General features: G+C 66.4%; 19 protein-coding genes, 4 tRNA genes and 2 pseudogenes. 13 read left to right on the top strand and 12 right to left on the bottom strand.

All coding sequences use genetic code 11. The features are described from left to right. Nucleotides 1-3 precede the first annotated feature (3 nt). The 3 genes from IFU00_12355 to IFU00_12345 all read right to left on the bottom strand — a co-directional run bounded on the left by IFU00_12355 (nt 4) and on the right by IFU00_12345 (nt 4757). Complete coding sequence (locus tag IFU00_12355; GenBank protein MBD8543068.1) at nt 4-2352, bottom strand: ATP-dependent DNA helicase; 2349 nt, start codon at nt 2350-2352, stop codon at nt 4-6. After that, nucleotides 2291-3946, bottom strand: coding sequence for a VRR-NUC domain-containing protein (locus IFU00_12350; protein MBD8543067.1), 1656 nt, complete (start codon nt 3944-3946; stop codon nt 2291-2293). Before IFU00_12350 ends, IFU00_12355 begins: the two co-directional genes overlap by 62 nt. An 88-nt stretch (nt 3947-4034) precedes the next feature. Continuing rightward, entirely contained in the window at nt 4035-4757 is a 723-nt protein-coding gene (locus IFU00_12345) for a hypothetical protein (GenBank protein MBD8543066.1), read from the bottom strand. A 60-nt stretch (nt 4758-4817) separates the two neighbouring features. Between IFU00_12345 and IFU00_12340 the strand changes: the two genes are divergently transcribed. From IFU00_12340 to IFU00_12325, 4 genes are all read left to right on the top strand, one after another. Next, entirely contained in the window at nt 4818-5657 is an 840-nt protein-coding gene (locus IFU00_12340) for a M15 family metallopeptidase (GenBank protein ID MBD8543065.1), read from the top strand. 118 nt (nt 5658-5775) lie between these two features. Then, the gene (gene tssM, locus IFU00_12335; protein MBD8543064.1) at nt 5776-9537 is read left to right on the top strand and encodes a type VI secretion system membrane subunit TssM; all 3762 of its coding nucleotides are present in this window, start codon (nt 5776-5778) and stop codon (nt 9535-9537) included. Then, a complete protein-coding gene (tagF, locus tag IFU00_12330; GenBank protein MBD8543063.1) occupies nt 9537-10484 on the top strand; it encodes a type VI secretion system-associated protein TagF in 948 nt (315 codons plus the stop codon). Before tssM ends, tagF begins: the two co-directional genes overlap by 1 nt. Before the next feature lies 1 nt (nt 10485). After that, the gene (locus IFU00_12325; protein ID MBD8543062.1) at nt 10486-11265 is read left to right on the top strand and encodes an OmpA family protein; all 780 of its coding nucleotides are present in this window, start codon (nt 10486-10488) and stop codon (nt 11263-11265) included. A gap of 35 nt (nt 11266-11300) precedes the next feature. On the opposite strand, the gene IFU00_12320 is transcribed toward IFU00_12325, so the two are convergent. From IFU00_12320 to tssJ, 3 genes are read right to left on the bottom strand one after another with little or no spacing between them, the layout of a single operon-like run. Next, a complete protein-coding gene (locus IFU00_12320) occupies nt 11301-12065 on the bottom strand; it encodes a DotU family type IV/VI secretion system protein (protein MBD8543061.1) in 765 nt (254 codons plus the stop codon). Continuing rightward, nucleotides 12062-13441, bottom strand: a complete 1380-nt coding sequence (gene tssK, locus IFU00_12315) for a type VI secretion system baseplate subunit TssK (protein MBD8543060.1) — start codon at nt 13439-13441, stop codon at nt 12062-12064. The genes IFU00_12320 and tssK overlap by 4 nt, the downstream gene beginning before the upstream one ends. 54 nt (nt 13442-13495) lie before the next feature. Next, the gene (tssJ, locus tag IFU00_12310) at nt 13496-14056 is read right to left on the bottom strand and encodes a type VI secretion system lipoprotein TssJ (GenBank protein ID MBD8543059.1); all 561 of its coding nucleotides are present in this window, start codon (nt 14054-14056) and stop codon (nt 13496-13498) included. Nucleotides 14057-14289: 233 nt separating this feature from the next. On the opposite strand from tssJ, the gene IFU00_12305 reads away from it, so the two are divergent. From IFU00_12305 to tssA, 7 genes are all read left to right on the top strand, one after another. Then, nucleotides 14290-14874, top strand: a complete 585-nt coding sequence (locus tag IFU00_12305) for a hypothetical protein (GenBank protein ID MBD8543058.1) — start codon at nt 14290-14292, stop codon at nt 14872-14874. A gap of 61 nt (nt 14875-14935) precedes the next feature. Continuing rightward, nucleotides 14936-15451, top strand: coding sequence for a type VI secretion system contractile sheath small subunit (tssB, locus tag IFU00_12300; protein MBD8543057.1), 516 nt, complete (start codon nt 14936-14938; stop codon nt 15449-15451). 1 nt (nt 15452) lies between these two features. Further along, complete coding sequence (gene tssC / locus IFU00_12295) at nt 15453-16943, top strand: type VI secretion system contractile sheath large subunit (protein MBD8543056.1); 1491 nt, start codon at nt 15453-15455, stop codon at nt 16941-16943. Nucleotides 16944-16998: 55 nt separating this feature from the next. Further along, the gene (locus IFU00_12290; GenBank protein ID MBD8543055.1) at nt 16999-17490 is read left to right on the top strand and encodes a type VI secretion system tube protein Hcp; all 492 of its coding nucleotides are present in this window, start codon (nt 16999-17001) and stop codon (nt 17488-17490) included. A 76-nt stretch (nt 17491-17566) separates the two neighbouring features. Continuing rightward, complete coding sequence (tssE, locus tag IFU00_12285) at nt 17567-18091, top strand: type VI secretion system baseplate subunit TssE (protein MBD8543054.1); 525 nt, start codon at nt 17567-17569, stop codon at nt 18089-18091. Then, a complete protein-coding gene (gene tssH, locus IFU00_12280; GenBank protein ID MBD8543053.1) occupies nt 18067-20724 on the top strand; it encodes a type VI secretion system ATPase TssH in 2658 nt (885 codons plus the stop codon). The genes tssE and tssH overlap by 25 nt, the downstream gene beginning before the upstream one ends. A gap of 27 nt (nt 20725-20751) precedes the next feature. Next, the gene (gene tssA, locus IFU00_12275; GenBank protein ID MBD8543052.1) at nt 20752-21762 is read left to right on the top strand and encodes a type VI secretion system protein TssA; all 1011 of its coding nucleotides are present in this window, start codon (nt 20752-20754) and stop codon (nt 21760-21762) included. Nucleotides 21763-21797: 35 nt separating this feature from the next. Here tssA and phaP read toward each other — a convergent pair whose 3' ends face one another. Together phaP and IFU00_12265 are read right to left on the bottom strand one after the other, a co-directional pair. Then, complete coding sequence (gene phaP / locus IFU00_12270; GenBank protein ID MBD8543051.1) at nt 21798-22361, bottom strand: TIGR01841 family phasin; 564 nt, start codon at nt 22359-22361, stop codon at nt 21798-21800. A 73-nt stretch (nt 22362-22434) separates the two neighbouring features. Further along, complete coding sequence (locus IFU00_12265) at nt 22435-22641, bottom strand: hypothetical protein (GenBank protein MBD8543050.1); 207 nt, start codon at nt 22639-22641, stop codon at nt 22435-22437. Nucleotides 22642-22765: 124 nt separating this feature from the next. Between IFU00_12265 and cueR the strand changes: the two are divergent. Next, nucleotides 22766-23241, top strand: a pseudogene (cueR, locus tag IFU00_12260) (Cu(I)-responsive transcriptional regulator). A gap of 14 nt (nt 23242-23255) precedes the next feature. Here cueR and IFU00_12255 read toward each other — a convergent pair. The 4 genes from IFU00_12255 to IFU00_12240 form a co-directional block, all read right to left on the bottom strand. Further along, nucleotides 23256-23340, bottom strand: a tRNA-Leu gene (locus tag IFU00_12255). A gap of 52 nt (nt 23341-23392) precedes the next feature. Next, nucleotides 23393-23477: transfer RNA gene (locus IFU00_12250), tRNA-Leu, on the bottom strand. A 56-nt stretch (nt 23478-23533) separates the two neighbouring features. Next, nucleotides 23534-23618, bottom strand: a tRNA-Leu gene (locus IFU00_12245). A 37-nt stretch (nt 23619-23655) separates the two neighbouring features. Beyond that, nucleotides 23656-23740 (bottom strand) — tRNA-Leu (locus tag IFU00_12240). A 397-nt stretch (nt 23741-24137) separates the two neighbouring features. Between IFU00_12240 and rnr the strand changes: the two are divergent. Beyond that, a pseudogene (gene rnr, locus IFU00_12235) lies at nt 24138-26441 on the top strand (ribonuclease R). Nucleotides 26442-26510 lie beyond the last annotated feature (69 nt).

The following is a 26510-nucleotide window of genomic DNA, read 5'->3' as shown; positions in this document are numbered from 1 at the left end:
CGCCTAGCGCGAGTTGTGTGCGCCGAGCTCCCACCAGGCCGGCATCAGCGCGCGGATGCCCGGCTGGGCGAAGCGGTCGTCGATCAGCCAGACCACGCCACGATCCTGCTCGGTGCGGATCACGCGGCCGGCTGCCTGCACCACTTTCTGGATGCCGGGGTACAGGTACGTGTAGTCGTAGCCGGCACCAAACAGCGTCTGCATCCGCTCGCGCAGTTGCTCGTTGACGGGATTCACCTGCGGCAGGCCAAGCGTGGCGACAAACGCGCCGATCAGGCGCTCGCCCGGCAGGTCGACCCCTTCGCCGAACGCGCCGCCCAGCACCGCAAAGCCCACGCCCGCGCCACCGATGGCGAAGCGGTCGATGAAGCCCTGGCGCGCGGTCTCGCTCATGCGGCGTTCCTGGCGCCAGGCCGTCACGCCCGGATCCAGCCGGGCCAGTGCGCCCGCCACCTGGTCCATGTAATCGAAGCTGCTGAAGAACGCCAGGTAGTTGCCGGGGCGTTCATGGAACTGGCGTGCGATCAGTTCGGCGATCGGCTGCACCGACGCAGCGCGCGCCTGGTAGCGGGTCGAGATGCCTTTGGCGACATGTACGTCGAGCTGGCTGGCCGTGAACGGTGAATCGACCTCGACCCAGGCCGTGTCGGCCGGTAGACCGAGCGTGTCGGTGCAGTATTGCCAGGTGCCGAGCGTACCGGAGAACAGCGTGCTCGAATGCGACGCGGCAAAGCGCGGTCCGAGAAACGGCGCCGGCACCACATTGCGGATGCAGATCGTCGAATCGCGCAAGGTAGGGCGGTCGGCGTCGCGCGACAGGTCCACCAGCGAGTGCGGCCCGAACGACTCAGCCAGGCGCGTAAATTGCAGCGCGTCGAAGTGGAAGCGCTGCAGGTCGGGGTCGAGCGGACCGGGGAACGCGGCCAGATGTTCGTTGATGGTGCTGGACGCATCCTGCAGCGCGTCGACCAGTTTCGCCGGCATCGACTCGAGCAGCTGGTACGGCGCGGGCGCGCCCTTGTCGACATTGGTCCAGGCGCGCCCGACGCGCTCGAGCGCTTTCTTGATCGCGGGAGGTGCGACGGCGCGGGCGGCGCGCAGCAGTTCGCGGTCGATCTCGGCGCTGTACATCGAGCGTGCGCGGTTGACCAGGTTGTGGGCTTCGTCGACCAGCACGCTCGCCTTCCAGCCGTTGGCCTGCGCCAGTGCGTACAGCATCGCGCCGCCGTCGAAATAATAGTTGTAGTCGCCAACGATCATGTCGACCCAGCGCGTCATCTCGCTGCCCAGGTAGTACGGGCAGACGTCGTGCTCCAGCGCGACGGTGCGCAGCGCTTCGCGGTCCAGCACCAGGACCTCGGCCGCAGCGGCGCGCGCGGCCGGCAGGCGGTCATAGAAGCCGCGCGCCAGCGGGCATGCCTCGCCATGGCACGCTTTATCCGGATGCTCGCAGGCCTTGTCGCGCGCGGTCAGTTCGAGCACGCGCAGTGGTGTAGCCGTGGCGCTGCATAGTTTGGCCGCGCCATCGAGCGCCAGGCGCCGGCCTGGCGTCTTCGCGGCCAGGAAGAACACCTTGTCGATGCCTTGCTGCGGCATGGCCTTCAAGGTCGGGAACAGGCTGCCGACTGTCTTGCCGATGCCGGTCGGCGCTTGCGCGAGCAGGCAGCGTCCGCTCGTGTTGGCGCGGTAGATACTCTCGGCCAGGTGGCGCTGGCCGGGCCGGAAGTCGGCATGCGGAAAGCGCAACTGAGTCAGCGCATCGTTGCGCGCGGCGCGGTGCGCGCTCTCCTGCGCAGCCCAGCTCGAGAAGCGTTCGCACAGGCCCGCAAAATGGGTCTGCAGCCAGGCGCTGTCGCGCTGCTCGCGCAGCACGGTTTCGACGCCGCTGCCGATGTCGTAGTAGACCAAGGCCAGGTTGACCACATCCAGACCGCGCTCCTGGCACAGCAAATGGCCATACACGCGTACCTGCGCCCAGTGCAGGTGGCGGTGGTTGTCGGGGATGGACTCGGGGCGGCCGCGGTGCGTTTTGATCTCTTCGATGAGGTTCTCGTTTTCGTCGTAGCCGTCGGCGCGGCCGCGCACGCGCAAGCCGTTCCATTCGCCGGACAGCGGCAGCTCGGCGCGGTAGCCGTCGCCCCGGCGCGCGGCAACGACGGCGTGGCCGGCGATGCCTTCCTGGGCGCTGGGCGAGGGTGTGAAGCGCAGGTCGAGGTCACCCGCCTTGGCGGTGAACTCGCACAGTGCGCGCACGGCGATCGTGTAGGCGGGTTGCGTGGTGCCGGTCAAATCAGGCCGCCATCTCGGGCGCCAGATCCCAGACCAAGTAGCAGACGGCCACCGGCATCGCATGCGCGGCGCAGTACTCGATCCAGCGCTGCTGGTTGTCCTGCAGGCGGTCGCCCGGGCCTTTCACTTCGATCATCGTGTAGCGGTTTTCGAGGGGGAAGAACTGGATCAGGTCGGGAAAGCCGGTGCGGTTTTCGCGCACGTCGGCCAGGATCCGCTCGCACCACTTGCGCAGGTGGGCAGCCGGGATGCAGTCCAGGGCCAGTTCGACCAGCTCGAGGCTGATGCCGTCCCAGTGCACAAAGGGCGACTGCAGGCCGGCCTTGTCGCGGTAGGTCGCGCGGATGGTGTCGCGGTAGGCGCCGGAATCGAGTTCGTCGAAGCAGGCAGTAAATTCGGCCAGGCGGCGCGCGTAGAAGTCGGCGCTGTACAGATCGGCCGGCCCGCGGTGGAACGGGTGGAAGAAGGCGCCGGGGATGGCGGCGAAGATCGCGCGCCAGCACAGCAGGCCAAACAGCGTATTGGCCAGCGCGTTTTCGACGTAGAACACGGGCGCCTGTTCTTGCGCCAGATGGTCGCGCACCGCGCCCTCGACCCAGCGCTCGCCGTTCGGCGGCGCCAGGCACAGGTCGATGCGCTGCACCTCGGTTTTCGGCAGCCGGCCCAGGCGCGCGTGACCCAGGCGGCGCGCCAGGCGCGGCGCGATGCGGGCCAGGTGCTGGCGCTCGGCGTCGTTCTCGGGGGTGGCCTGGGCCTCAGTCAACAGGGCCCAGGCGTCGTCGAAGCGCTCGTGTTTTTCGAGAACCCGGATGGCGCGGCCCCGCGCGCCGGGGTAGCGGCAGCGGGCGTAGGCGGCAAAAGCGCCATCCCAGTCCTTTTGTTTCTCGTAGTGCTGGCCGATCTGGAACACGAGCTTTTCGCGCCGGCTGGCCAGCCAGTCGTTGTCGAACGCATGCTCGGGAAGGTCGCGCACGACCTCCTCGACGGCCTCGCCGGCGGCGAAGCGCTCGCGGCATGCGTGCAGCAGAATGTAGTGGTCGATGTCGGCGCGCTGGCGGAAACCGCGCGAGGCTGGCGAGATGTCGACCTGCTCGTAGCGGAAGAGGCCCAGGTCGGACAGCACGAAATCGGTCCAGCCCTGGCGCAGGTTGCCAAAGAAAACTAGCCGCAGGCGGTCGCACAGGGGCTTGACGTGGATGCGCCAGGCGACGTCGGGGCAGTCGCCGTACCAGCCGGAAAAACGGCGGGGATCGGCGCAGTCGGCCCGCAAGGCCTCGAGCAGATCGCCCTTGCGCGCGCTTTTCTGGCGCAGGTGCGGGAAGGCCTGGGCGACTTCGGGCTTGGAGAGCAGGTCGAACAGTTCGTCGAGTGAGAGTTCGGGATCGGCTTCGATCCAGCCGGTGCCCAGCAGGTGACCGGCCGCCTCGACGGGGCAGCCGATCTCGGCGTAGCGGAGTTTACTGGCGCGAAACAGCGTGCCTTTTCGCATGACCATGCGCACGAACAGCGCGCGCGCCGCATGCGGCAGGGCAGGGAAGGCGGCCAGGAACGCATGCTCTTGCGCGTCGAGCAGGTCGGCATAGCGTTCGCCGATCCAGTCGAGAACGCGCTGGAAGTTGTCCAGATAATAAAACTCGTTTTCCAACAACCTGATCATGACCACCCGCGTTACTGTTCTTATGTACAGTATAAGCCCGCGTGGACAGGGAATCCAGCAGTTTCGGGCGCGATCGTCCCGCGCGCTGCTAGCGCGTTGGCCGTGGACGACAGGCGTCGCCGTTGCAGCGATCCGGGTTCATCTCCGGGTCGGGCAGGGCGTGGCCATTGGCGTGATAGATGACGGCCGAGATCAGGGCGACATCGCTGTCGGGCGTCTCGGTTACCCGCGCCGGTCCGGCATGTTTCGTTGGCCGCGCGGCCTGGCGCGGCACGCTGGCGCGCGTCTGGAACGTCGGCACCGGGGTCTTGGCCGCGCTGCGTTCGGGCGCAGCAGCCGTGTGCGTGGGTTTGGCGGGTGCTCGCCCTCCGTTCGCCGGTCGCAACAGGCGCAGCGGTGGCTCCGGCGGTGGCAGGACGTGCGCCGTGCTGGCTGCGGGCGCTGGTGCTGATACTGGCGGCAGCGCTGGTGCAGCGTCGACGATGATGGCCGCCGCCAGCGGCGCAGCAGGTTCGTCGGCCACGATCGCGCGCGCCGCGATCCCTGCGTGCGTCGGCTCGACCCTGTGCGGCGTGTCCTGCCCCGCCGCCAGCCAAGCCAGGGCGCCCGTCAACCCCAGTGCGACCAGCACGGCGCCGCCATACCAGGCCACCCTCACGCCCGTGCCGCCGGGCGCGGCACGGCGCACCGGCTCGCGTTCGAGCCTGGCGAGAATGCTGTCTTCGTTGCCGCCGTGCCGCGCCGATGACATCAGATCGGGCCGCAGATGCGGTTGCGTGGGGTTCGCTTGATGTTCGTCTGATGAACGCACGGCAGCACTCCTAAGATGGGTTTTTTCCAGTTCCGATTAGAAACAATCCTGGAGGTACCGATGCTGATCTTTATCGCGCTTCTGTACGTTTGTGGCGCATCCGGCCTGATCTGGCTGGCCGTTTTCCCGACAGGTCGCGCATTGGCAACGCGCGGCATCGGCCGCTTGCGCGCGCTGGCGCGGCATGCCGGCGCCTGGGGGCACGCGGGCGGGCGGGCGCTGGGCGCCGCGCGCGATGCGGCCGCGCTCACGCTGCGCGAGCGCCTGCTGCGCTTCCTGCGCCGGCATCGGGTCGTGTTCGCCATTGTCGTGCCGGTGATCCTGATTCCCTCTCTGCTGGCGCTGGCGCTGAGCAATCCCGCCATGCTGCCCGTGTATCAGGGCAGCGCCGCCATGCCGGATGAACAGGTGGCGGCGCTGCTGGCTGGCGAACAGCTCTCGCCCCCGGTGGCGCTGCCGCCCGACGTGTTTACGACCGCCGAAGTCGAGCTGATACGGCCGATGCTGGTGGGCGCGAGCCGCAATTGGGGCTTGCTGCACCCTGACTTCAGCGCGCGCCTGCTATTGGCCTTCAAGATCATGAAGGAGCAGCACGGTTACGAGATGGCGCTGCTCGAAGGCTACCGCAGCCCGGCGCGCCAGGATGCGCTGGCCGCCAGTGGCAGCAATGTCACCAACGCGCGCGCGTTTCAGAGCTGGCACCAGTACGGCCTGGCGGGCGACTGCGCGTTCCTGCGCGACGGCAAGCTGGTGATTTCCGAAAAAGACCCGTGGGCCATGCGCGGCTACCAGGCCTACGGACAGGTGGCCGAGTCGCTCGGCCTGACCTGGGGCGGGCGCTGGAAGATGATGGATTTTGGCCACACCGAGCTGCGCCTGCGCGGGGTGATGCGGCGCTGAGCCTGCGGGCGCCGGCGATGCACCAAGTCCACCGTGTTGCGCCCGCTCAAGCGACGGCAGCCATGCGCGTGCGAGCATTTCCTGTGAGACTCTTTTTTCAACGGACCTGGGCCCCGCCATGGCGCGATTCTGGAACTTCCTGACCAGCAGCCGCATGCTGATCCTGATCGGTGTGCTCGCCATCGCGGCGCTGCTGGTGCTTGGCGCCGTGGCGCTGGACATCGCCATCGTCTGGGCCGCCATCGTGGGCCTGGCCTTGCTTGGTTGCTGGGGCGCCGGCTGGATGATCCGGCGCGCCTGGCGCGCGCGCGAAGGCGCCCGGCTAGCGTCGGCCATCGCCGAGGGCGAGGCCGGTGGTCACGCCACGGACGATGCGATGGACGACAACGGCAAGGGCGACGTTGCCGTGCTGCGCAAGAATCTGCTCGATGCGGTCAGCACCATCAAGACGTCCAAGCTGGGCCTGACGCGGGGCGCGGCGGCGCTGTACGAACTGCCGTGGTATATGGTCATCGGCAACCCGGCGGCCGGCAAGAGCAGCGCCATCGTGCGCTCGGGGCTGACGTTTCCGATCCCCGGCAACAAGGCGGTCCAGGGTGTGGGCGGGACCCGCAATTGCGACTGGTTCTTTACCACCGACGGCATCCTGCTCGACACGGCCGGGCGCTATTCCGTGCAGGAAGACGATCGCGACGAGTGGTTCGGTTTTCTCGACCTGCTGCGCCGCCATCGCCACCGTGCCCCGGTCAACGGCATCCTGATCGCGGTCAGCGTGGCCGAACTGATGGCCGGCCCGGCCACGGCATCGCACGAACTGGCCAAGAACCTGCGCACCCGCATGCAGGAGCTGACCGAGCGCCTGGGCGTGCATCCGCCCGTGTATGTCGTGTTTACCAAGGTCGACCTGGTGGCGGGCTTCGTGGACTTTTTCCATGGCAGCGAACGGGCCGAGCGCGAGCGCATCTGGGGCGCCACGCTGCGCTATAACCGCCGCAGTGCGCCGCAGGACGTGCTGGCCTTTTTTGACGACGAGTTCGAAGCGCTCGTCGATGGCCTGAAAGAAATGAGCCTGGCCGGCATGGGCGCCAACCGCAGCACCCTGATGCGCCCCGGCGTGTTCACGTTCCCCCTCGAATTTGCGGCGATCAGAACGCCGCTGCGCGCCTTTCTGGCCACGCTGTTCGACGAAAACACCTACCAGTTCAAACCCGTGTTTCGCGGCTTTTACTTCACCAGCGCGCTGCAGGAAGGCAGCGTGCAAGACCTGTCGAGCCAGCGCGTGGCCAGCCGCTTCGATCTGGCGCTGGGCAATCGTGAAGGCGCGGTGGCCGAGCCGGCAGCCGGGCAGTCGGGCTACTTTTTGCTGGACCTGTTTCGCAAGGTGATCTTCGCCGACCGCGACCTGGTCAGGCGCTACACGCATCCGGCGGCGGCGCGCTGGAAGCTGGGTGTGTTTTTCGCGGCCACGATTCTGCTGGGTTGCGCGATGGGGGGCTGGTCCTGGGCCTACATGGGCAACCGCCAGCTGGTGGCCAATGTGCAGGCCGACCTCGACAAGGTGACGAGGCTGCAGGCTGGCCGCATCGACCTGCAGTCGCGGCTAGAAGCGCTCGACATCCTGCAGGACCGCATCGAGCTGCTCGATGGCTACAGCCAGGACAAGCCGTGGGCGCTGGGCTTCGGCCTGTACCAGGGCGGGCAGCTGTCGCGCAAGCTGCGCGACGAATACTTTGCCGGCGTGCGCGCGGTGATGGTCGAACCGGTGACCGGCGCGCTCGAGATCATGCTGACGGAAGTGAACAACAATGCGGCCAGCCTCGATCCGGCGCGCCAGGCGGCCACGCCGGCGGTCCGGCCCGGCCAGCCGTATCAGGACGCGTCGCCCACCAGCGTCGGCGACGCCTACAACGCGCTCAAGACCTACCTGATGCTGGGCGATAAAACGCACGCCGAGCCGGGGCACCTGAACGACCAGCTCACGCGCTACTGGCGCGGCTGGCTGGAAGCGCACCGCGGCGCGATGCCGCGCGAGCAGATGATCCGCAGCGCCGAACGCCTGCTCAGCTTCCACCTGGCTAATATCGATGACCCGGCCTGGCCACAGATGACGCTCAAGCTGGGCCTGCTCGACACTACGCGCGAGCACCTGCGCCGCGTGGTGCGCGGCACGCCGGCGCGCGAGCGCGTGTACGCCGACATCCGCACGCGCGCAGCCACGCGCTTCCCGGCGGTGACGGTGGCGCGCATCGTCGGCGAACAGGACAGCGCGCTGGTGGCCGGCAGCCACGCGGTCAGCGGCGCGTTCACCCGCGCGGCGTGGGACAAGTTCGTGCTGGGCGCGATCCGCGAGGCCTCGAACCGCGAACTCAATACCGTCGACTGGGTGCTCAAGACCACGGCGCGTGACGACCTGACGCTCGAGGGCAGCCCGGAGCAGATCCAGAAGGCGCTGATCGACCTGTACAAGGCTGACTATGCACGCGAATGGGTCAAGTTCGTGCAGGGCGTGGCGATCACCGACCTGCGCGGCTTCGACGCCAGCGTGCAGGCGATGAATCGGCTGGGCGACCCGCAGACGTCGCCCATCGCCAGGCTGCTGCGCACGATCCATGAAGAGACCGCCTGGGACAATCCGGGCGGGTTGCGCCAGCCTGCGAGCAAGACCGAACGGGGCGTCGCCGAGTGGATCAAGCAGAAGATCCTGCGCCGGGCGCCGTCCGATGCACGCACGCTGGCCGACGCCATCGACCCGGCCGAATTGACCGGCGGGCCGCAAAGCGCCGGCCCGATCGGCCGCGAATTTGCCGGCGTGGCGCGCCTGGTTGGCGCGAAGGAGAAGGAGGCATCGCTGATGACGGGCTACCTCGACGCGCTGTCGCGCCTGCGCACGCGCCTGAATACGCTGAAGAACCAGGGCGACCCGGGGCCGGGCGCCAAGCAGTTCATGCAGCAGACACTCGAAGGGACCGGCTCGGAACTGGCCGAGGCGCTGCGCTACGTCGACGAGCAGATGCTCACCGGGATGAGCGAGAGCCAGAAAAGCGCGCTGCGGCCACTGCTCGTGCGGCCGCTGACGCAGACCTTCGCGATGATCGTGCTGCCGTCCGAGGCCGAGATCAACAAGACCTGGCAGGCGCAGGTCGTCGAGCCGTTCACGCGCACGCTGGCGGCCAAGTATCCGTTCGCGCAAGGCGCAAGCATCGAGGCCACGCCGGGCGAGATCGGCCAGGTGTTCGGGCCCGACGGCGCGGTGGCCAAATTCGTGGGCACGGCCATGGGCCCGCTCGTGGTGCGGCGCGGCGACGTGCTGGCCGCGCGCACCTGGGCCGACATCGGCATTTCGCTCGCGCCGCAGGCGGTGGCCGCGTTCCCGGCCTGGATCGCGCCGCTGTCGAACAACGGCGTGGCGGCCGGCACGGTGGCGCAGACCGTGTTCCAGGTACTGCCGCTCACGGCGCCCGGCACGCTCGAATACACGCTCGAGATCGATGGCCAGCAACTCCGTTACCGCAACACCCCGGCCAGCTGGAGCAATATGGTGCATCCGGGGCCGCAGGGCGTATCGGGGGCACGCGTGTCGGCCGTGACGTTCGATGGCCGCACGGTGGAACTGTTCAACCAGCCGGGCCAGTTCGGCCTGCAGCGCCTGTTCGAGTCGGCGCAGCGCACCAAGAAGGACGACGGCGTGTTCGAGCTGCGCTGGAGCAGCAACAATGTGACGGTGGCGGTGGACCTGAAGATCGTCAGCAGTCCGCAGGCGGGCGGAGGCGGGGGCGGGCAGGCCCAGGGCCAGGGTTTTCGTGGCATGCGCCTGCCGCCGGCAATCGTTGGCCGCTTCGATGCGGCGGCGCCTGCACTGGCCAGTACGGGAGGCCAGTGATGCGCGCCGACCGGATCGGTTACTTCGGCAAGCTGCCCGCGCGCGCCGACTTCGTCAAGCTGGCGCACGAACCGGCCACGATCGGGATGCTCGACGCCTGGCTGGCGCAGGTGATGACCCTGCTGCCGTCCGATGCGCGCTGGCGGGTGCACTACGACGCCATGGCGCCGGTGAGCTTCGCCCTCGTCGGCCCGGCGCGCCACCATGCTGTGGCCGGGCATCTGCTGGCCAGCCGCGACCAGTCGGGCCGGCGCTTTCCGTTTCTGGCCACGCGCACGCTGACGGTGGCCGATCCGGCCGCGTTCGTGGCGCACTGTCCCGTCGCTTTTGCCCCGCTGTGGACGTTTTTGCAGGAGATCTGCCCGAACGTGCTGGCAGATGCCGATCCCACGGCGTCGCTGCAGGCGATCGCCGACAGCGCGATTGGCCTGGGGGATGTGGGCGCCTGCCCGGCCTGGATCGACGCCGGCACGGTGGGTTCGCTCGACGCGCTGCTGGGCAACTGCGGTGTCGCGCGGCTGGTGCTGGCGCTCGGTTTGCTGCTGCAGCCCGTGATGCGCAGCCCGCCCCGCACGCTCGACAAGAGTCTCGTGCTGCCGCTGCCGGCCGACCCGGCGGCGCGCTATCCGGTGGCGGCGTTCTGGCTCGGACTGATCGCGCCATTCCTGCGGCGCGCCGGGTTCGACCTGGCGCTGTTCATCACGCACCAGGACGGGCGGCCGGTGCTGGTGGTGGGCTTTTGCGCCGCGCTGGCCGACACGCTGCGCGCCATGATCGATCCGCTGGTAGGCGCCGACCTGCAGGTGCGCCTGCAGCACACGGCCTGGATCGACGAGCAGCTGCAGCTCGAGCTCGACGTGCGCGCGCTGGCCAGCCAGCTGGCCCAGCCCGACCTGCCGCTGGCGCTGGCGCGCACGCTGTTCATGACAACCTTCATCGGAGCCTGACGTGATACTTCGCACACTGATCCTGAGGTTGTGCCTGACCGGCCTGGCGGGCCTGCAGCACGGCGCAGCGCAGGCCCAGACCCAGGCCGACGCCCCGGTGCTGGTGACCGGCACCGTGGCCGACGAGGCGACTAAGTCCGCGCTGCTGGAACGCCTGCGCGGCGTCTACGGCGCCGCGCGTGTGGTCGACCAGCTGTCGGTCGGCACCGTGTCGACGCCCGCCAACTGGAACACGTATGTCGGCCGGCTGATCGGTCCGAACCTGCGCCTGGTGAAAGGCGGCCAGCTGCACATCGACGGCAACAGCGTCAGCATGCGCGGCGATGTGGCCAGCGAGGAGCAGCGTCAGAAGATCGCGGGCGATATCGCGGCGAGCCTGAATCCCACCTATACCGTCAACAACGGCTTGCGGGTCCAGGTGTCGCAGCAGGTGGTACTCGATGCGGCGCTGGCCGACCGCATCATCGAATTCGAATCGGGCAAGGCGACACTGACGCCTACCGGCATCGCCGTGCTGGACGGGATGACCGTCGCGCTGCGCAAGATCAAGGGCGTCAAGGTCGGCGTCATCGGCCACACCGACAACGCCGGTTCGCGCGCCGGCAACCTGTCACTGAGCCAGGCGCGGGCCGAAGCAGTCAAGGCATATGTGGTGGCCCAGGGCATTGCGGCCGACTCGATCGCGGTGTCCGGCGAGGGGCCAGACCGGCCGGTGGCGGACAACCGCACGCCGGAAGGGAAGGCGCGCAACCGGCGCATCGAGTTCAAGGTACTCCAGTAAAGCGCCCCGGCCTCACGGCCGGGTTCGTTCACGCTTTACGGCAATGTGATCGTCACGTTCGCCGCTCTCGGCGGCAGCGTCACCAGATCGTTGTAATGTGCCAGCGCATAGCCGGTGTCGTTGCCCAGCACGGTCCGGAAGCCCACGTACGCGCCCAGCCCGGCCACCGTAAACACCGCGCCCAGCACCCACAGCGACAGGTCGCTGCGCACGCGGTTGACCACCTGGTCCGGCCGTTCGGCATGCGGCGCGAAGCCCCGCGTCCGGCCGCGCATGCGGGCGATCTCGTCGCCCAGGCGCGCCACCAGGTAGTCGAGCTTGTCCTTGCCGTCGAGCGCGTAACGGCCCTGGAAACCCAGCAGCAGGCACATATGGAAAACCTCGAGCGCCTCGACCTGCTGTGCCCCGCGCGCGCGCAGGTCGTCGAGCCGGTGGAAGAAATGCTCGCCCGCGAGCTGGTCGCCGAACACCCGCAGCTGCAGGGGCCGGGTCTCCCATGCGTCGCGCACGTCGAAGGTCGAGCGCAGGATGATTTCGTCGACCGCCGAGCAGAATGCGTACTTGGCGGCCAGGATGTCGTCGGCCGCGATCCCCAGTGCCTTGGCATTGCGGTCGACGTCCATCAGAAAGCTCGTCATGTTGTCGGCAAACGCGACCTTGTCCTGCGGCCCGCACCCGGTCTTGAGCAGGAACAGCGCGTAGAACCCCTCGTACATGATGTCGCTGAGGCGTTGCGTGCGGGTGGCGTGCTCGCCCGTATCGCCTTTGGGCGCGGCGCGGCGCTCGATGAACGCGCTCATGCCGACACCGCGATCAGTTCGAGACGCAGTTCGCGCAGCCCGTTGGGCACGTACACCGACATCGCCTGCGACTTGAGCATGGCCTCGTACAGCGCCCCACGCACGTCGAGGACGAAGTAGACCATGTCGGGCCGCACGGGAATCGCGCTGGGCACCTGCGGCGCGTGCAGCAGTCTGACGCCCGGCAGCGCCGACAGCACGCAGCGGTCGACGTCTTCGGGCGCGCCGACCTTGAATTGCAGCGGCACGGTTTCGACCAGGCGCAGTGCCGGCATGTCGGCAGCCACGGCAAGATACAGCGTGGTCTGCGGGGTGATGCGGCCCGAATCGAGTGCGCCTTGGTAGTACGACGGGCGGTCGTGGTGCAGCGCGATGGTGAAGTAGCGCGACGAGATCACGGTGTCGAGGAGGTCGCGGATGATGCCGTCCAGGCGCGCGAACGGCGGACCCGGATCGGCGTGGACATACGCGGGCAGGTCGTCCAGCCGGTAGCTGCGCGAATAGGTCATCAGGCCACCCGCCAGGTGCAGCAGTGCGCCATACAGGCGCTCGGGATGCAGCTCGCGGTGGTGCAGGTAATGGGCCAGCGCCGCATAGCCGGCGCTGGCCGTGTGCAGCAGCCAGAACGACGACACGTCGCCGCCGCGGATCTCGACCACGTTGCGGCTCGGTTCGCGCAGGTCGCCATACAGCGCGGTCACCTTGGCCAGCAGCTTTTCCATCAGCCGCGCCAGCGCGCCGTGCAGGCCCAGGCCCGGGCCGGCCACCGCGTCGATCGACAGGCTCGGCGGAATGAAGCCGGGATCGGGCTCGAAGCCGCCGGTGGCCACGCGGCGCAGCCGCAGCAGCGGAAAGCTCTCGTAGGCTTCGAGTGCGTCGCCATCGGCCACCAGCCGCAGCGTCTTGCGCAGATAGGTGACCGGGGCTTCGGCGGCGCTGCTGTACAGGTCATGCGTGTCGCGGTCATGCCGGGAAAAACGCAGCGTGTCTTCCTGCTCGTGCAAGCCGTCGCCGGTGCCGGCGCCGATCGCGCAGTTCTCGCCATGCGCGCGCAGCGCCGGCAGGGCGGCGTGGTAGGTGACGGTCTGCATCTCGGGCGGCAGGTCGGCCAGGCGCACCTGGGGCGGCAGGATGTCGCCATCGGGTGCCCGGTACACCTCGCCCTCGGGGAACAGCAGCGAGAGTTCCTCGATGCGCAGCACGTCGTTCCTGAGCGCGTCCAGGTCGATCGTCATCCTGCGCACGCCCCAGCAATACGGATGCAGCGCGCACGCGGTCTGGTTCAGGCGCGCATCGTGGTAGCGCTCCTGCTGCTGGAAATGCTGGGGCCGCAGGAACAATCCTTCGTCCCACAAGACCTTGGATGGCATGCTCACGGCGGCCTCGCTTGGTGTCCGAAAATGTTTAGCTTGCAGGAAAGTTTTCGACGTTTATTGACAGCGCACAGACCCCAGCGTACTCCCGCCACTAACGGTGCCACTGGCCACACTCATCGCACAGGCATGCAGACCAATGTTGACGCCGTTACGCTCGGCCTCCACGCTGCTGACCGTCGTGCGCCAATGGCCGGCCGCGGGGTTGTGGAACAGCGCCACGATGCCGACGTGGCCCGCTTCGCGTGCCACCTTCTCGGTCACTTCGTAGCGCTGCCCCGGCACCAGCATGATTTCGCGGACATCGACCAGGTCGGCGCCGAGCCGCTCACGTTCCTGTTGCGGGTCGAGGAAGGCGGCGTAGGGCGCTTCTTCGAAGGCGTCTTTCTGGCGCAGCTTGTAGAGACGCACCGCGAGCGCCAGCGGCTGGCCGCGCTCGTTGACGTTCAGGCGTGTGGCTGCGTGCAGCCGCAGTGGCACGTTACGGGGCGGCTGTTGTGATTCGGGCAGCCCGGCCGGCTTGCGCAGGCCCACCGCGCCCAACGCCGCACTGGCGAACGAACCGTGCGGGGCGTTGCCGCAGCCGGCCAGCGCTGCGGTGAACGTGAACGCGAGCATCAACAGCGCGCAGCGGTGGGTTGGGGTCATCCGGTTCTCCTGTGCAGTTTCTTGAACGCCAGCGTTGGATTGAATCCGTTTCCCGCCCGCATACGCTGCGCCAGCGCAAGGCGTCGCCCGTTCGCGCACCGATCCCACATCTGTTTGCTGAATGCACGCGCTGTTGACCGTGCACAACTGCACACGGGTGCCGATGCGAATAATGGTGGCTTGTTTATCCACCGGAGCCGAACATGATTCGCCAACGACTGTTACCCATGCTGATCGGCGTTGCCGTCCTGGCCGGGTGCGCCACCGACGGAACGGGCACCAGTACGAACACCCCGCGCGCTGCCGTGTCCGGGAACATCTACGTGCAGGCCGACGCGGCGCTGGCGGCGCACCAGCACGAAAAAGCGATTGCATTGCTCAAGTCTGCCAGCGTGGCCCATCCCGTCGACAAGAAACCGTGGGTGCGCATGGCGCAGATCCGGTTCGACGCGAGCCAGTATGGCGAGGCAATCAGCAATGCGCAGGAAGCCCTGGCGCGCGACCCCAACGACACGCTGGCCTACAGCATCCTGGCCGTCAGCGGCCTGCGCGTGGCCAGCAAGGCACTGGCCGACCTGACCCGCAAGAACAATCTGCAGGGGTCGGTGCGCAGCGAGGCGCAGGACCTGGCCAGGCTACTGCGCACCAGTCTGGGCGAAGAAGTACTGGTCAGTACGCGACCGGCCGCGCGCCCACCGGTGCGCAAGCCGTCCACCCAGACGGCGGCGGCGCCGTCGCGGCCTGCACCTGCCCCAGCGGGCGGCAGCCCGTTCGACGTCCTGAAATAACGCGGCATTTCTCACCAGTGGCCGGCCATGCCGGCCATCCCATTTCCCCACTGGAGTCGATATGGCCAAGAACGAAAGCGTACAAAAACGGTTGCAGAAAGTGCGCGCGCCGCGTGTGCAGATGACGTATGACGTCGAGATCGGCGATGCAACCGAGAACAAGGAGCTGCCGTTCGTGGTCGGTGTGGTCGGTGATTTCGGAACCGATCCCCAGGTCGACAAGAAACGCCTGAAGGACCGCACATTCGTCAATGTCGATGCGAGCAATTTCGACGAGGTGCTCGGGGGCGTGGCGCCGGTGGCGAGCTTCAAGGTAGAAAACCACCTGTCGCGGGAAGGCGGCGAGTTCGGCGTGCAGCTTCAGTTTCGCGAGATGGCAGATTTTCGGCCCGAATCGGTGGTGCGCCAGGTAGCGCCGCTGGCCAGGCTGCTCGAGGCGCGCACCAGGCTGGCCGATTTGCGCAACAAGCTGGCCGGAAACGACAAGCTCGAAGATATCCTGACCGACGTGCTTGGCAACACCGAAAAGCTCGACAGCCTGCGCAAGCAGCAGGGCGACACCGGCAAGGAGAGTTGAGATGGCCGCAGTCCTCGAATCAACGGGCGCACAGCCGGGCGCCCCCGAACTGGATCCGTCACTGCTCGACCAGATCGTCGAACAGAGCCGCGTGGCCACGTCCAGCAGCGAGCATGTGCGGGCGCGCGACCTGATCTCGGAGCTGGTCGGCCAGGTCATGCAGGGCACGATGGTGATGTCGTCGAACCTGTCGGCCACGATCGACGCCCGGCTCGCGGAGCTCGACCGCATGATCTCCGACCAGTTATCCAGCGTGATGCACGCGCCCGAATTCCAGAAGCTCGAGCGCAGCTGGACGGGCCTGCAATATCTGGTCAAGAACAGCACGACGGGCGCGAACCTGCAGATCCGCATGCTCAACGCGTCCAAGCGCGAGCTGGTGAAAGACTTCCAGTCGGCCATGGAATTCGATCAGAGCACGATGTTCAAGAAAATCTACGAAGAAGAATTCGGCACCTTCGGCGGCGCACCGTACGGCACCCTGATCGGCGACTTCGAGATCACGCGCCAGCCCGAAGACATCTATTTTCTCGAGCAGATGTCGCACGTGGCCGCTGCCAGCCACGCGCCGTTCATCACGTCATCCAGCTCCGAACTGTTCGGCGTCGAAAGCTTCGGCGACCTGGGCAAGCCGCGCGATCTGGCCAAGGTGTTCGACACCGTCGAATACGCGAAGTGGAAGGCGTTCCGCGAATCGGAAGACGCGCGCTATGTCGGCCTGACGCTGCCGCGCTTCCTGGGCCGGCTGCCGTACCACCCGGCCGACGGCATGACCACCGAAGGCTTCAATTATGTCGAAGACGTCGACGGCAGCGACCATTCCCGCTACCTGTGGTGCAACGCGGCGTATGCGTTCGGTGCGCGCCTGACGCGTGCATTCGAGGATTACGGCTGGTGCGCGGCGATCCGCGGCGTCGAGGGCGGTGGGCTGGTCGAAAACCTGCCGACTCACACGTTCAAGACCGACGAGGGCGAGGTGGCGCTCAAGTGCCCGACCGAAGTGGCGATCACGGACCGCCGCGAAAAGGAAATGTCGGACCTGGGCTTCATCTCGCTCGTGCATTGCAAGAACACGTCGTACGCCGCGTTTTTTGGGGCGCAGTCGGCGCAGAAGGCGCGCAAGTACAACAACGAGGCGGCCAATGCGAACGCGGTGCTGTCGTCGCAACTTCAATACATCTTTGCTGTGTCGCGTATAGCGCATTACATGAAATCCATGATGCGCGACAAGATCGGCAGCTTCGCGGCAGCGTCCAATGTCGAGGATTACCTGAACCGCTGGCTGACGCAATACGTCCTGCTCGACGATAACGCGAGCCAGGACCAGAAAGCGCAGTTCCCGCTGCGCGAAGCCAGCGTGCAGGTATCCGAGGTGCCGGGCCGGCCCGGCGTGTACCGCGCCGTGTCGTTCCTGCGACCGCATTTCCAGCTCGACGAGCTGTCCGTTTCGCTCCGTTTGGTCGCGGAGTTGCCGCAATCGACCAAGAACTGACTGCTGTAACCAACTTGTTGTTCAACCGACGTTTCAATCACACTTGGAGTAGAACATGGCAATTGACGTGTACCTGCAGATCGACGGGATCAAAGGCGAGTCGCAGGATGACCGGCACAAGGACTGGATCGAGTGCACCTCGGTGAACTGGGGCGTGAGCCAGCCCCGGTCGGCCACGGCATCCACCGGCGGCGGTCACACCGCCGAACGCTGCGAGCATCAGGAAATCGCGCTGACCAAGCTCGCCGACCTGGCCTCGCCCATCCTGTTGCAAACCTGCTCGGCAGGCAAAACCATCCCCAAGGCCAAGCTGGAATTCATGCGCGCCGATGGCCAGGGCGAGCGCATCAAGTACTTCGAGATCGAGCTTGAAAACGTGCTGATCGGCGGTGTCCAGCCAAGCGTTGCCGAAGGCAGCATCATCCACGAAGCAGTGGGCCTGAAGTTCTCGAAGATCAAGTGGAAATACACCCAGCAAAAGGTGACCGGCGGCGCCGGCGGCAACACCTCGGGCGGCTGGGACCTGGCGGCCAACAAGATCGTCTGAGCGGCGCCCGCCGCTTTCCACGCGGCGGCTGCGCGCCGCCGCGTGTTCGTTGTAATTACCCCCCCTCGGAGACACCATGAAAGGCTGTACGCCTGGGCTGCTCGACCGCCTCATGGACGAGCGCCGCGATCTTGGGGCCGGCGCGCCGGCCGGCATCGAGCGCGTCAAGGACAGCATCGCGCGTGACCTCGAAGCCTTGCTCAATACCCGCCTCGCGCTCGATCCCGCCCACCTGGCCGGCTACCCGCATGCGCGCGCATCCTTGCTCAATTACGGCCTGATCGACTTCGCCGGGTTTTGCCTGACCAGCAGCCTTGATCGCGACGCCGTCTGCGCCAGCATCGAAGAAGCGCTTGCCTCGCATGAGCCACGCCTGTCCGACGTGCGCGCCGCGTTTGCGCCGGACGCGGGCGACGTCAACCGCCTGCAGTTTGTCATTCATGCCCGTCTGGCGCTGGGCGGCCAGGACGGGACGATCAACTTCAACGCCGTTCTGCAACCGTCGTCGCTGCACTACGACGTCAACCGTACCGTCCGGCCTGCCAAGGCCGCGAACCCACCCGACCAGGAGGCACGATGGACATCAACCTCAAGACGCTGATCTCGAAGCTCAACGACACCACGCGCGCGGCGGCCACGCGCGCCGCCAGCATCTGCGTCGGGCTGGGCCAGTACGAAGTCGACGTCGAGCATCTGTTTCTTGGCCTGATCGAGCAGCCGGGCAGCGACCTGACCGCGATCGCGCGCCACTGCGATATCAGCCTCACGGGCCTCGAAGCCGACCTGCGCCGCGAAGTGGCGCGCTTTGCCACCGGCAGCGCACGCACGCCCGTGTTTTCACGCCATCTGCCGCTGCTGTTCGAGCACGCCTGGCTGATCGCGTCGCTCGGCGCCGGCGGGCCGTCCCGGATTCGCAGCAGCCATCTGATACTGGCGCTGTTGACCGAGCCGTCGCTGGCGCAACTGGCGCAGCGTGCCTCGCCGCTGTTTGCGCGCTTTCCGCTGGACCGCCTGAAGCACGATCTCGAGCGCCTGACGCGCGGCTCGGTAGAGCAAACGGAGCTGGCGGCGGAAAGCAGCGAGCCCGGGCCGGATGCTGCATCCGAGCTGGCGCAGTCTGCGGGCCGCGCCACGCCGGCGCTCGATCAGTACACGACGTGCCTGACGGCGCGTGCGCGCGACGGCAAGGTCGACCCGGTCATCGGGCGCGACATGGAGATCCGCCAGGCCATCGACATCCTGATGCGGCGGCGCCAGAACAACCCGATCCTGACGGGCGAAGCAGGTGTCGGCAAAACGGCCGTCGTCGAGGGCCTGGCGCTGCGCATTGCACTGGGTGACGTGCCGGACGTGCTCAAGGGCGCCGAGATCCACACGCTCGACATGGGCTTGCTGCAGGCCGGCGCCAGCGTGAAGGGCGAATTCGAAAACCGCCTCAAGAATGTCATCCACGAGATCAAGCAGAGCCCCCACGCGATCATCCTCTTCATCGACGAAGCGCACACGATGATCGGTGCCGGCGGCGCGGCCGGCCAGAACGATGCGGCCAACCTGCTCAAGCCCGCACTGGCGCGGGGCGAGCTGCGCACGATCGCCGCGACCACCTGGGGCGAATACAAGAAATACTTCGAAAAGGATGCGGCGCTCGCGCGGCGCTTCCAGGTGATCAAGGTCGAGGAGCCCGACGAAGACACGGCGGCTGCGATGCTGCGCGCGATGACGCCGCTGATGGAGCAGCACTTCGGTGTGCGCATCTATGACGAGGCCATCACCGAGGCGGTGCGCCTGTCGCACCGCTACATCAGCGGGCGCCAGTTGCCGGACAAGGCCATCAGTGTGCTGGACACGGCGTGCGCCAGGGTGGCGCTGGGCCAGAGCGCGACGCCGGCATTGCTGGAAGATTGCGGACGCCGCATCGAGCGCTTGGACGCCCGCGTCAAAGCCCTGAGTCGCGACGCCAGCGCCGGGGACGACCACGCGCAAGTGCTGGCGTCGCTGGGCGAAGAGCGCGCCAGTGCAGCGGCCGAGCAGGTCGCGCTGCAAAGTCGTTGGACCGACGAACAGGTGCTGGCGGGCCAGATCGGCACCCTGCGCGCGGAACTCGAAGGGGCGGGACCAAACGCAGCGGGGGACGGCAGCGTGCAACTGCGCGCGCTGGGCGAGCGTCTGCGATCCCTGCAGGGCGATGCGCCGCTGGTGCCGGTGCAGGTCGACGGGCACACGGTTGCCGCCATCGTCGCCGCCTGGACCGGCATCCCGCTCGGGCGCATGGTCAAGGATGAAATCCGCACCGTCGTCAATCTGCAGGCGATGCTCGACGAGCGCATCCTGGGCCAGCGCCACGCGAGCAGTGTCGTGGCCCAGCGCGTGCGCACCGCGCGCGCCAACCTCGACGATCCGAACAAGCCCAAGGGCGTGTTTTTGTTTGTCGGCACCTCGGGCGTGGGCAAGACCGAAACGGCGCTGGCGCTGGCCGACATCCTGTACGGCGGCGAGCGCAAGCTCATCACGATCAATATGAGCGAATACCAGGAAGCGCACAGCGTCTCCGGCCTGAAAGGCTCGCCGCCCGGCTATGTCGGCTACGGCGAGGGCGGCGTGCTGACCGAAGCGGTGCGGCGCAATCCGTACAGCGTCGTGCTGCTCGACGAAGCCGAGAAAGCGCACCCGGACGTGCTCGAACTGTTCTACCAGGTCTTCGACAAGGGTGTGATGGACGATGCCGAAGGCCGCGTCATCGACTTTCGCAACACGATCATCATCCTGACGTCGAACGTCGGCGCCAGCCAGCTGATGGCTGCCTGCCTGAACAAGCCGGCGGCCGACCTGCCCACGCCCGACGCGCTGGCCGACCTCCTGCGCCCGAGCCTGATGAAGCATTTCAAGCCGGCTTTCCTGGGCCGCTTGAGCGTGGTGCCGTTCTACCCGATCGGCGACGAGGTGCTGGCCAATATCATCCGTCTGAAGCTTGCGCGCATCGGTGCGCGCGTGCTCGAGAACCACAAGGCCAGCTTCGAATACGACGACGCCCTGGTGGCGGCAGTGCTCAGCCGCTGCACCGAAGTCGATTCCGGCGCGCGCAATATCGACAACATCCTGGGCGGCACGCTGCTGCCCGAGATCGCCGACAGCGTGCTGGCGCGGATGATGGAAGGCGGCGCCATCGCCCGCGTGAAGGTCGGCGCCACCCGCGCCGGCAAGTTCAAATACCTGATCGAACCGGTCCAGGCTTGATTGCAGACTTGATTCCAAGGAGACGCCATGCTCGCTATCGACCTGTTGCTCACACCAATCACGCCGGACAATCCGTGCGGCGCCGACCTGGCCTTCGCGCCCGAAGTCGACGAGATCGCCCGCGCGCGCCTGGCCGACGATCCGTCGCTGGAGCAGGGCGCCTGGGTCACGGCGCTCAAGGAAGCCGACTGGAAGTTCGTCGGCAAACGCTGCGCCGCCCTGCTCGAAACGCGCAGCAAGGACTTGCAACTGGCCGCCTGGCTGGCCGAGGCCAGCACCCGTACCGGCGGCATGCGCGGCCTGGCCGATGGCCTGGGCCTGGTGGCCGCGCTGTGCGCGCGCTACTGGGACGGCGTGCATCCGCAGGCCGACGAAGACGGCGTCGAGCGGCGCATCGGCATCCTGGGCTGGCTGGCCAGCCGCGTGGCGCCGCTGGCCAAGGGGGTCGCGCTGGACGAGAGCGGCACCCTGACGCTGCAGGCATGGGAAGTGGCGCGCGCACGAGGGCCGGACGCGGTGGCCGAACTGGAGGCGCTGCGTGCACGCAGCAAGCCGGCGTTTGTGCAGGCGTTGCTGGCTGATTGTGAAGCGTGCGTCGCGGCGCTTGGCGAACTGGAACGGGTCGTCGATGCGCAACTGGGCAACGACGGTCCCAGCTGCAGCTCGGCCCGCACGGCGCTGCGCGACGTCATCGACCTGATCTCACCAGGCTTGCCGCTAGCGGTGACAAGCGCTGCGTCATCGACGGCAGGGCAGGGCGGCGCCATCGCCGTGGCCCGGCCGGCGCACATCGACGGACCGGTCGGGCACCGCGATCAGGCGCTGGCGCAGCTGCGCCAGGTCGCCGATTTCTTCCGGCGCACGGAGCCACACAGCCCCGTTGCGTATCTGGCGGAAAAAGCGGCGCGCTGGGGCGAGCAGCCATTGCATACCTGGCTGCGTTCGGTGATCAAGGATGAGGTGTCGCTGGCGCGGCTGGAAGATTTGCTGGGAATCGACGACCAGGCGGACCAGCCGATGAAACACCCGGCGCCCTGAGGGGCCGGGTTGTTGGCGGGGGGACTTACCTGCGCTTACTCGGGTTTGTCCTGCTTGCCGCCGCCCGGTGTGACGATGGTGCTGGCGCGTTCGAACTGCGCTTCGACCGTCTGCACCGCCTGCCGCGTGGCTGCCGTTACCTGCTCGTAGCCCTTGAAGGCATTGTCGATCGCCGCCTTCATGATCTGGACCGCGTTCTCGGACCCCGGCTTGACGTTCTGCGTGACGTCATAGATCAGCGCCGACAACGTGTTCTTCGCTTCGACGGCGTGCGCATCGGCCGCGCCGCGGAACTCGTTATGCATGTCGTCGATGATGGCTTTCAACTGCGTCGTGTACTCGGCCGCGTTGGTGACGCCGGCGGCTGGCTGCATGCGCGCCGCGAGCGACTCGTACGCGGCCTTTGGATTGCCGGCCTGGGCGACGTCACGGCTCGCCTGCATCGTGCTGTCCATCGTGCTCTTGATGGCGTTCATGTTCAGGGCGACGACCTGCTCGACGCCCTTGACGGTCTTGCCGGCCAGCGCATTGAAGGTCTGCATCTGCAGGTCGAACAGGGTTTTCGTGGCGTTGGCAAACTGTTCCGGGCTGGTAAACATAAGGTGTCTCCTCAGTGGGTAAGCTGTTTTTGAAAGCTGAACAATGACAGACAAACGACGTCTGCCGGATTCATTATTTAACAACGATGGGTTTTTCGCAACGCGCGTCACGATAGGGGCCGGTCGCCTTGACCCAGCCTTCACCCAGCGGCGTCGGCGAACAGGCCAGCGCGCCCGTGAGCTTGCTGCGCCATTGGTAATACGGCGCCGGCGCAGCCAGGCTGGAAGAGATAACGACGAGGAGCACCGTCCCGAGGACGGCAGAGCGAAGAATCTGCATGCCGCCCATGCTCGGCCGTTCCGGCGCGCAAGTCAAGCCTGCACTTGTCCTTCCCACCGTGGGAAGGTGTAAGCTGGTGCGTGAACGACAACCGGAGTGCACCGTGCAAGCGACCCCATCGAGCATGAATATCGGCGACGCCGCCCGCGCATCGGGCGTCACGGCCAAGATGATCCGCCATTACGAATCGATCGGCCTGGTGCCGGCGCCACGCCGCACCGGCGCCGGCTATCGCCTCTACAACGAGCGCGAGGTGCGCGTGCTGCAATTCATCCATCGCGGGCGGGCACTGGGCTTTTCGCTGGACCAGATCAGGAACCTGCTGGCGCTGTGGGAAGACAAGGGTCGGGCCAGTGCCGACGTGCGCGCGCTGGCGCAGACGCATATCGAGGAACTGGACCGCAAGATCGCGGAGATGGCGGCAATGCGCCGCACGCTTGTGAGCCTGGCAGCATCGTGCCATGGCGATGCGCGCTCGGCCTGCCCGATCCTCGATGATCTGGCGACGCACTGACACTGCGGCAAATGGAAGGGTTAACGCAAAACGCCGTAACCCTGTTTCAAAGGCCACGGCGTTTTGCGGGACACGGGGTCCACAAACTCACTACATTTTTTGGTGCCCACGGAGGGACTCGAACCCCCACACCTTGCGGCACATGGACCTGAACCATGCGCGTCTACCAATTCCGCCACGTGGGCACTGCAACTGCTGACAACGATATTACAGACTGCTTACTACGAGATAGACTTTTGGTGCCCACGGAGGGACTCGAACCCCCACACCTTGCGGCACATGGACCTGAACCATGCGCGTCTACCAATTCCGCCACGTGGGCACTGGGACTACTCAACAACGATACTGCTTGCTACCTTGCATACTACTTGAGACCTTTGGTGCCCACGGAGGGACTCGAACCCCCACACCTTGCGGCACATGGACCTGAACCATGCGCGTCTACCAATTCCGCCACGTGGGCACTGCAACTACACGAACTTTACAACCGATGAACTTTTTGGTGCCCACGGAGGGACTCGAACCCCCACACCTCGCGGCACATGGACCTGAACCATGCGCGTCTACCAATTCCGCCACGTGGGCACTGCAAGAACATCTCTGCTACAATAGCAGGGTTTGTCATTTTCCGCCAGATCAACTATTCGTGAAACATCGCTGACCGGCGCATCAAACATCCTCTGCTACCACTGCTTTTCATCGCCCCGGCGTTGTCGCCGTTGCTGAAGAGAGCGAGATTATAGCGGATCATTTTCAATAGTCAAAGACCCAAGGTGAAGTTCTCGACAAGGACTCACGTGCAAGTACCCCGCGCAGGCTTTCCGCGCATGCATCCCGTGACGGGCGCAGGTCGTTGGCGCACATCATGTTAGGCGAATCGGATAGACCTCCGTTACACTACGCCTGTCATGGTGTCAATTAACCACGCTGCCGCCCTTATGTGATGTGCGGCGCTCTACTGGCCAAAGAAAAAAGAATCGATTTGAAGCAACCTACTCATACCATTCCAAGCCGCGAGGAAATCCTCGCTGTCTTCCGCGACGCCGCTGAATCGCTCGATGCAGCCGCCCTGGCACATGCCCTTGATGTTCAGCCCGCAGCGCAGGAAGTCCTCGGCCGCCGCCTGAACGCGATGGAGCGTGACGGCCAGATCCGTTCCGACCGCAGCGGTACCTATATGCTGGCTGATCATTCCGCCTTCGTGGCCGGCAAGGTCAGCGCGCATCGCGACGGTTTTGGCTTCGTGATTCCCGATGAACCGGGTCCCGACTTGTTCCTGTCCGACCGCGAAATGCAGAAAGTGCTGCACGGCGACCGCGTCATGGCGCGCGTGACGGGCATGGACCGCCGCGGCCGTCCGGAAGGCTCGATCGTCGAAGTCGTCCAGCGCGCGAACACGCACATCATCGGGCGCCTGCTCAATGAAGAGGACGCATGGATCGTCTCGCCCGAAGACCAGCGCATCGCCCAGGACGTGATCGTCACCGGCCCGACCGGCAATGCCCGTGCAGGGCAGATCGTCAGTGTCGAACTGCTGGAGCAGCCTGGCCGCTTCCAGAAGCCGACCGGCCGCATCGTCGAAGTGCTCGGTGAGCTCGATGACCCGGGCATGGAAATCGAAATCGCCGTGCGCAAGTTCGGTGTCCCGCACATCTTCTCGCCGGCTGCGCTCAAGCAGGCCGCGCGCCTGCCGAACGAAGTCATCGATGCCGACCTGGCCAACCGCGTGGATCTGCGCGACGTGCCACTGGTGACGATCGACGGCGAAGACGCACGCGACTTCGACGATGCCGTCTACTGCGAACCGGTGACGATCAAGGGCGTGAACAGTTTCCGCCTGCTGGTCGCGATTGCCGACGTCAGCCATTACGTCAAGCCGAACGAGGCGCTCGACGCCGACGCGATCGAACGCTCGACCTCGGTCTACTTCCCGCGCCGCGTGATCCCGATGCTGCCCGAGAAACTGTCGAACGGCCTGTGCTCGCTGAATCCGGCGGTCGACCGTTGCACGCTGGTGTGCGACATGGTGGTGTCGCAGGATGGCGAAGTCACTGCGTACCAGTTCTACCCGGCCGTGATGCACTCGGCTGCGCGCATGACCTATAACGAAGTGGCCGACATCCTGGCTGACGCCAACGGTGAGCAAGCCAAGAAGCGTCCAGGCATCGTGCCGCACCTGCAGCACCTGAACCAGGTGTTCCGCGCGCTGCTCAAGGCGCGCCAGGAGCGCGGTGCGATCGACTTCGAAACCACCGAAACGTATATCGTCTGCAACGCGCTGGGCAAGATCGAGAAGATCATCCCGCGTACCCGCAACGATGCGCACCGCCTGATCGAAGAGTGCATGTTGTCGGCCAACGTGTGCGCCGCTGATTTCCTGCTGCGCCACAAGCACCCGGGCACGTTCCGCATTCACGCGACGCCGACCGAAGAAAAGCTGAACCAGCTTCGCACCTTCCTCAAGCAGGTCGGCCTGAATCTGGCCGGCGGCAACAAGCCGAGCGCGCGCGACTACGCTGCCGTGATGCAGCAGATCAAGGAGCGGCCGGATGCGCAACTGCTGCAGACGATGATGCTGCGCTCGATGCAGCAGGCCGTCTACAGCCCGGACAACGTCGGCCACTTCGGCCTGGCGTTCGAGGCGTACGCGCACTTCACCAGCCCGATTCGCCGCTATCCCGATCTGCTGACGCACCGCGCGATCAAGGCGATCCTGCTTGGCAAGAAGTACGAGCCGAAAGGCATCGACCTGGCCAAGCTGAACACGACGCAGTCGAACTCGGCCCGCAAGCAGGCCGCGAAAGACAAGGCGGACGGCAAGGCGCCGAAGAACGAAAAAGACCTGACCATCTGGGACGCCCTGGGCGTGCACTGCTCGGCGAACGAACGCCGCGCTGACGAAGCGTCGCGCGACGTCGAGAACTGGCTCAAGTGCTTCTTCATGCAGGACAAGATCGGCGAAGAGTACACCGGCACCATCGCTGGCGTAACCACCTTCGGCATCTTCGTGCAGCTCGATGAGCTGTTCGTCGAAGGCCTGGTGCACGTTACCGAACTGGGCGCCGATTACTTCCAGTACGACGAAGCGCGCCATGTGCTGCGCGGCGAGCGTACGGGCCAGAGCTATGGCTTGACCGACAAGGTGACCGTCAAGGTCGCACGCGTCGACCTGGAATCGCGCAAGATCGACCTGACGCTGGCGTCCGCGCCGGGCGCCGAGTCGTCGGGTGACGATGCCGGCCGCGAGCGCAATCAGGGCGGCCGCAACAAGGAACAGCGCAGCAACGAGCCACGCACGAACGATGGTCGTCAGAACAATGGCGGTGGCAACAATAATGGCGGTGGTAACGGCAAC

Origin of the sequence: Oxalobacteraceae sp. CFBP 8761 (assembly GCA_014841595.1) — a bacterium.
Taxonomy (GTDB): domain Bacteria; phylum Pseudomonadota; class Gammaproteobacteria; order Burkholderiales; family Burkholderiaceae_D; genus Telluria.
The sequence above is the reverse complement of the archived record's forward strand: the minus strand, read 5'-3'. Positions and strand labels throughout refer to the sequence as shown.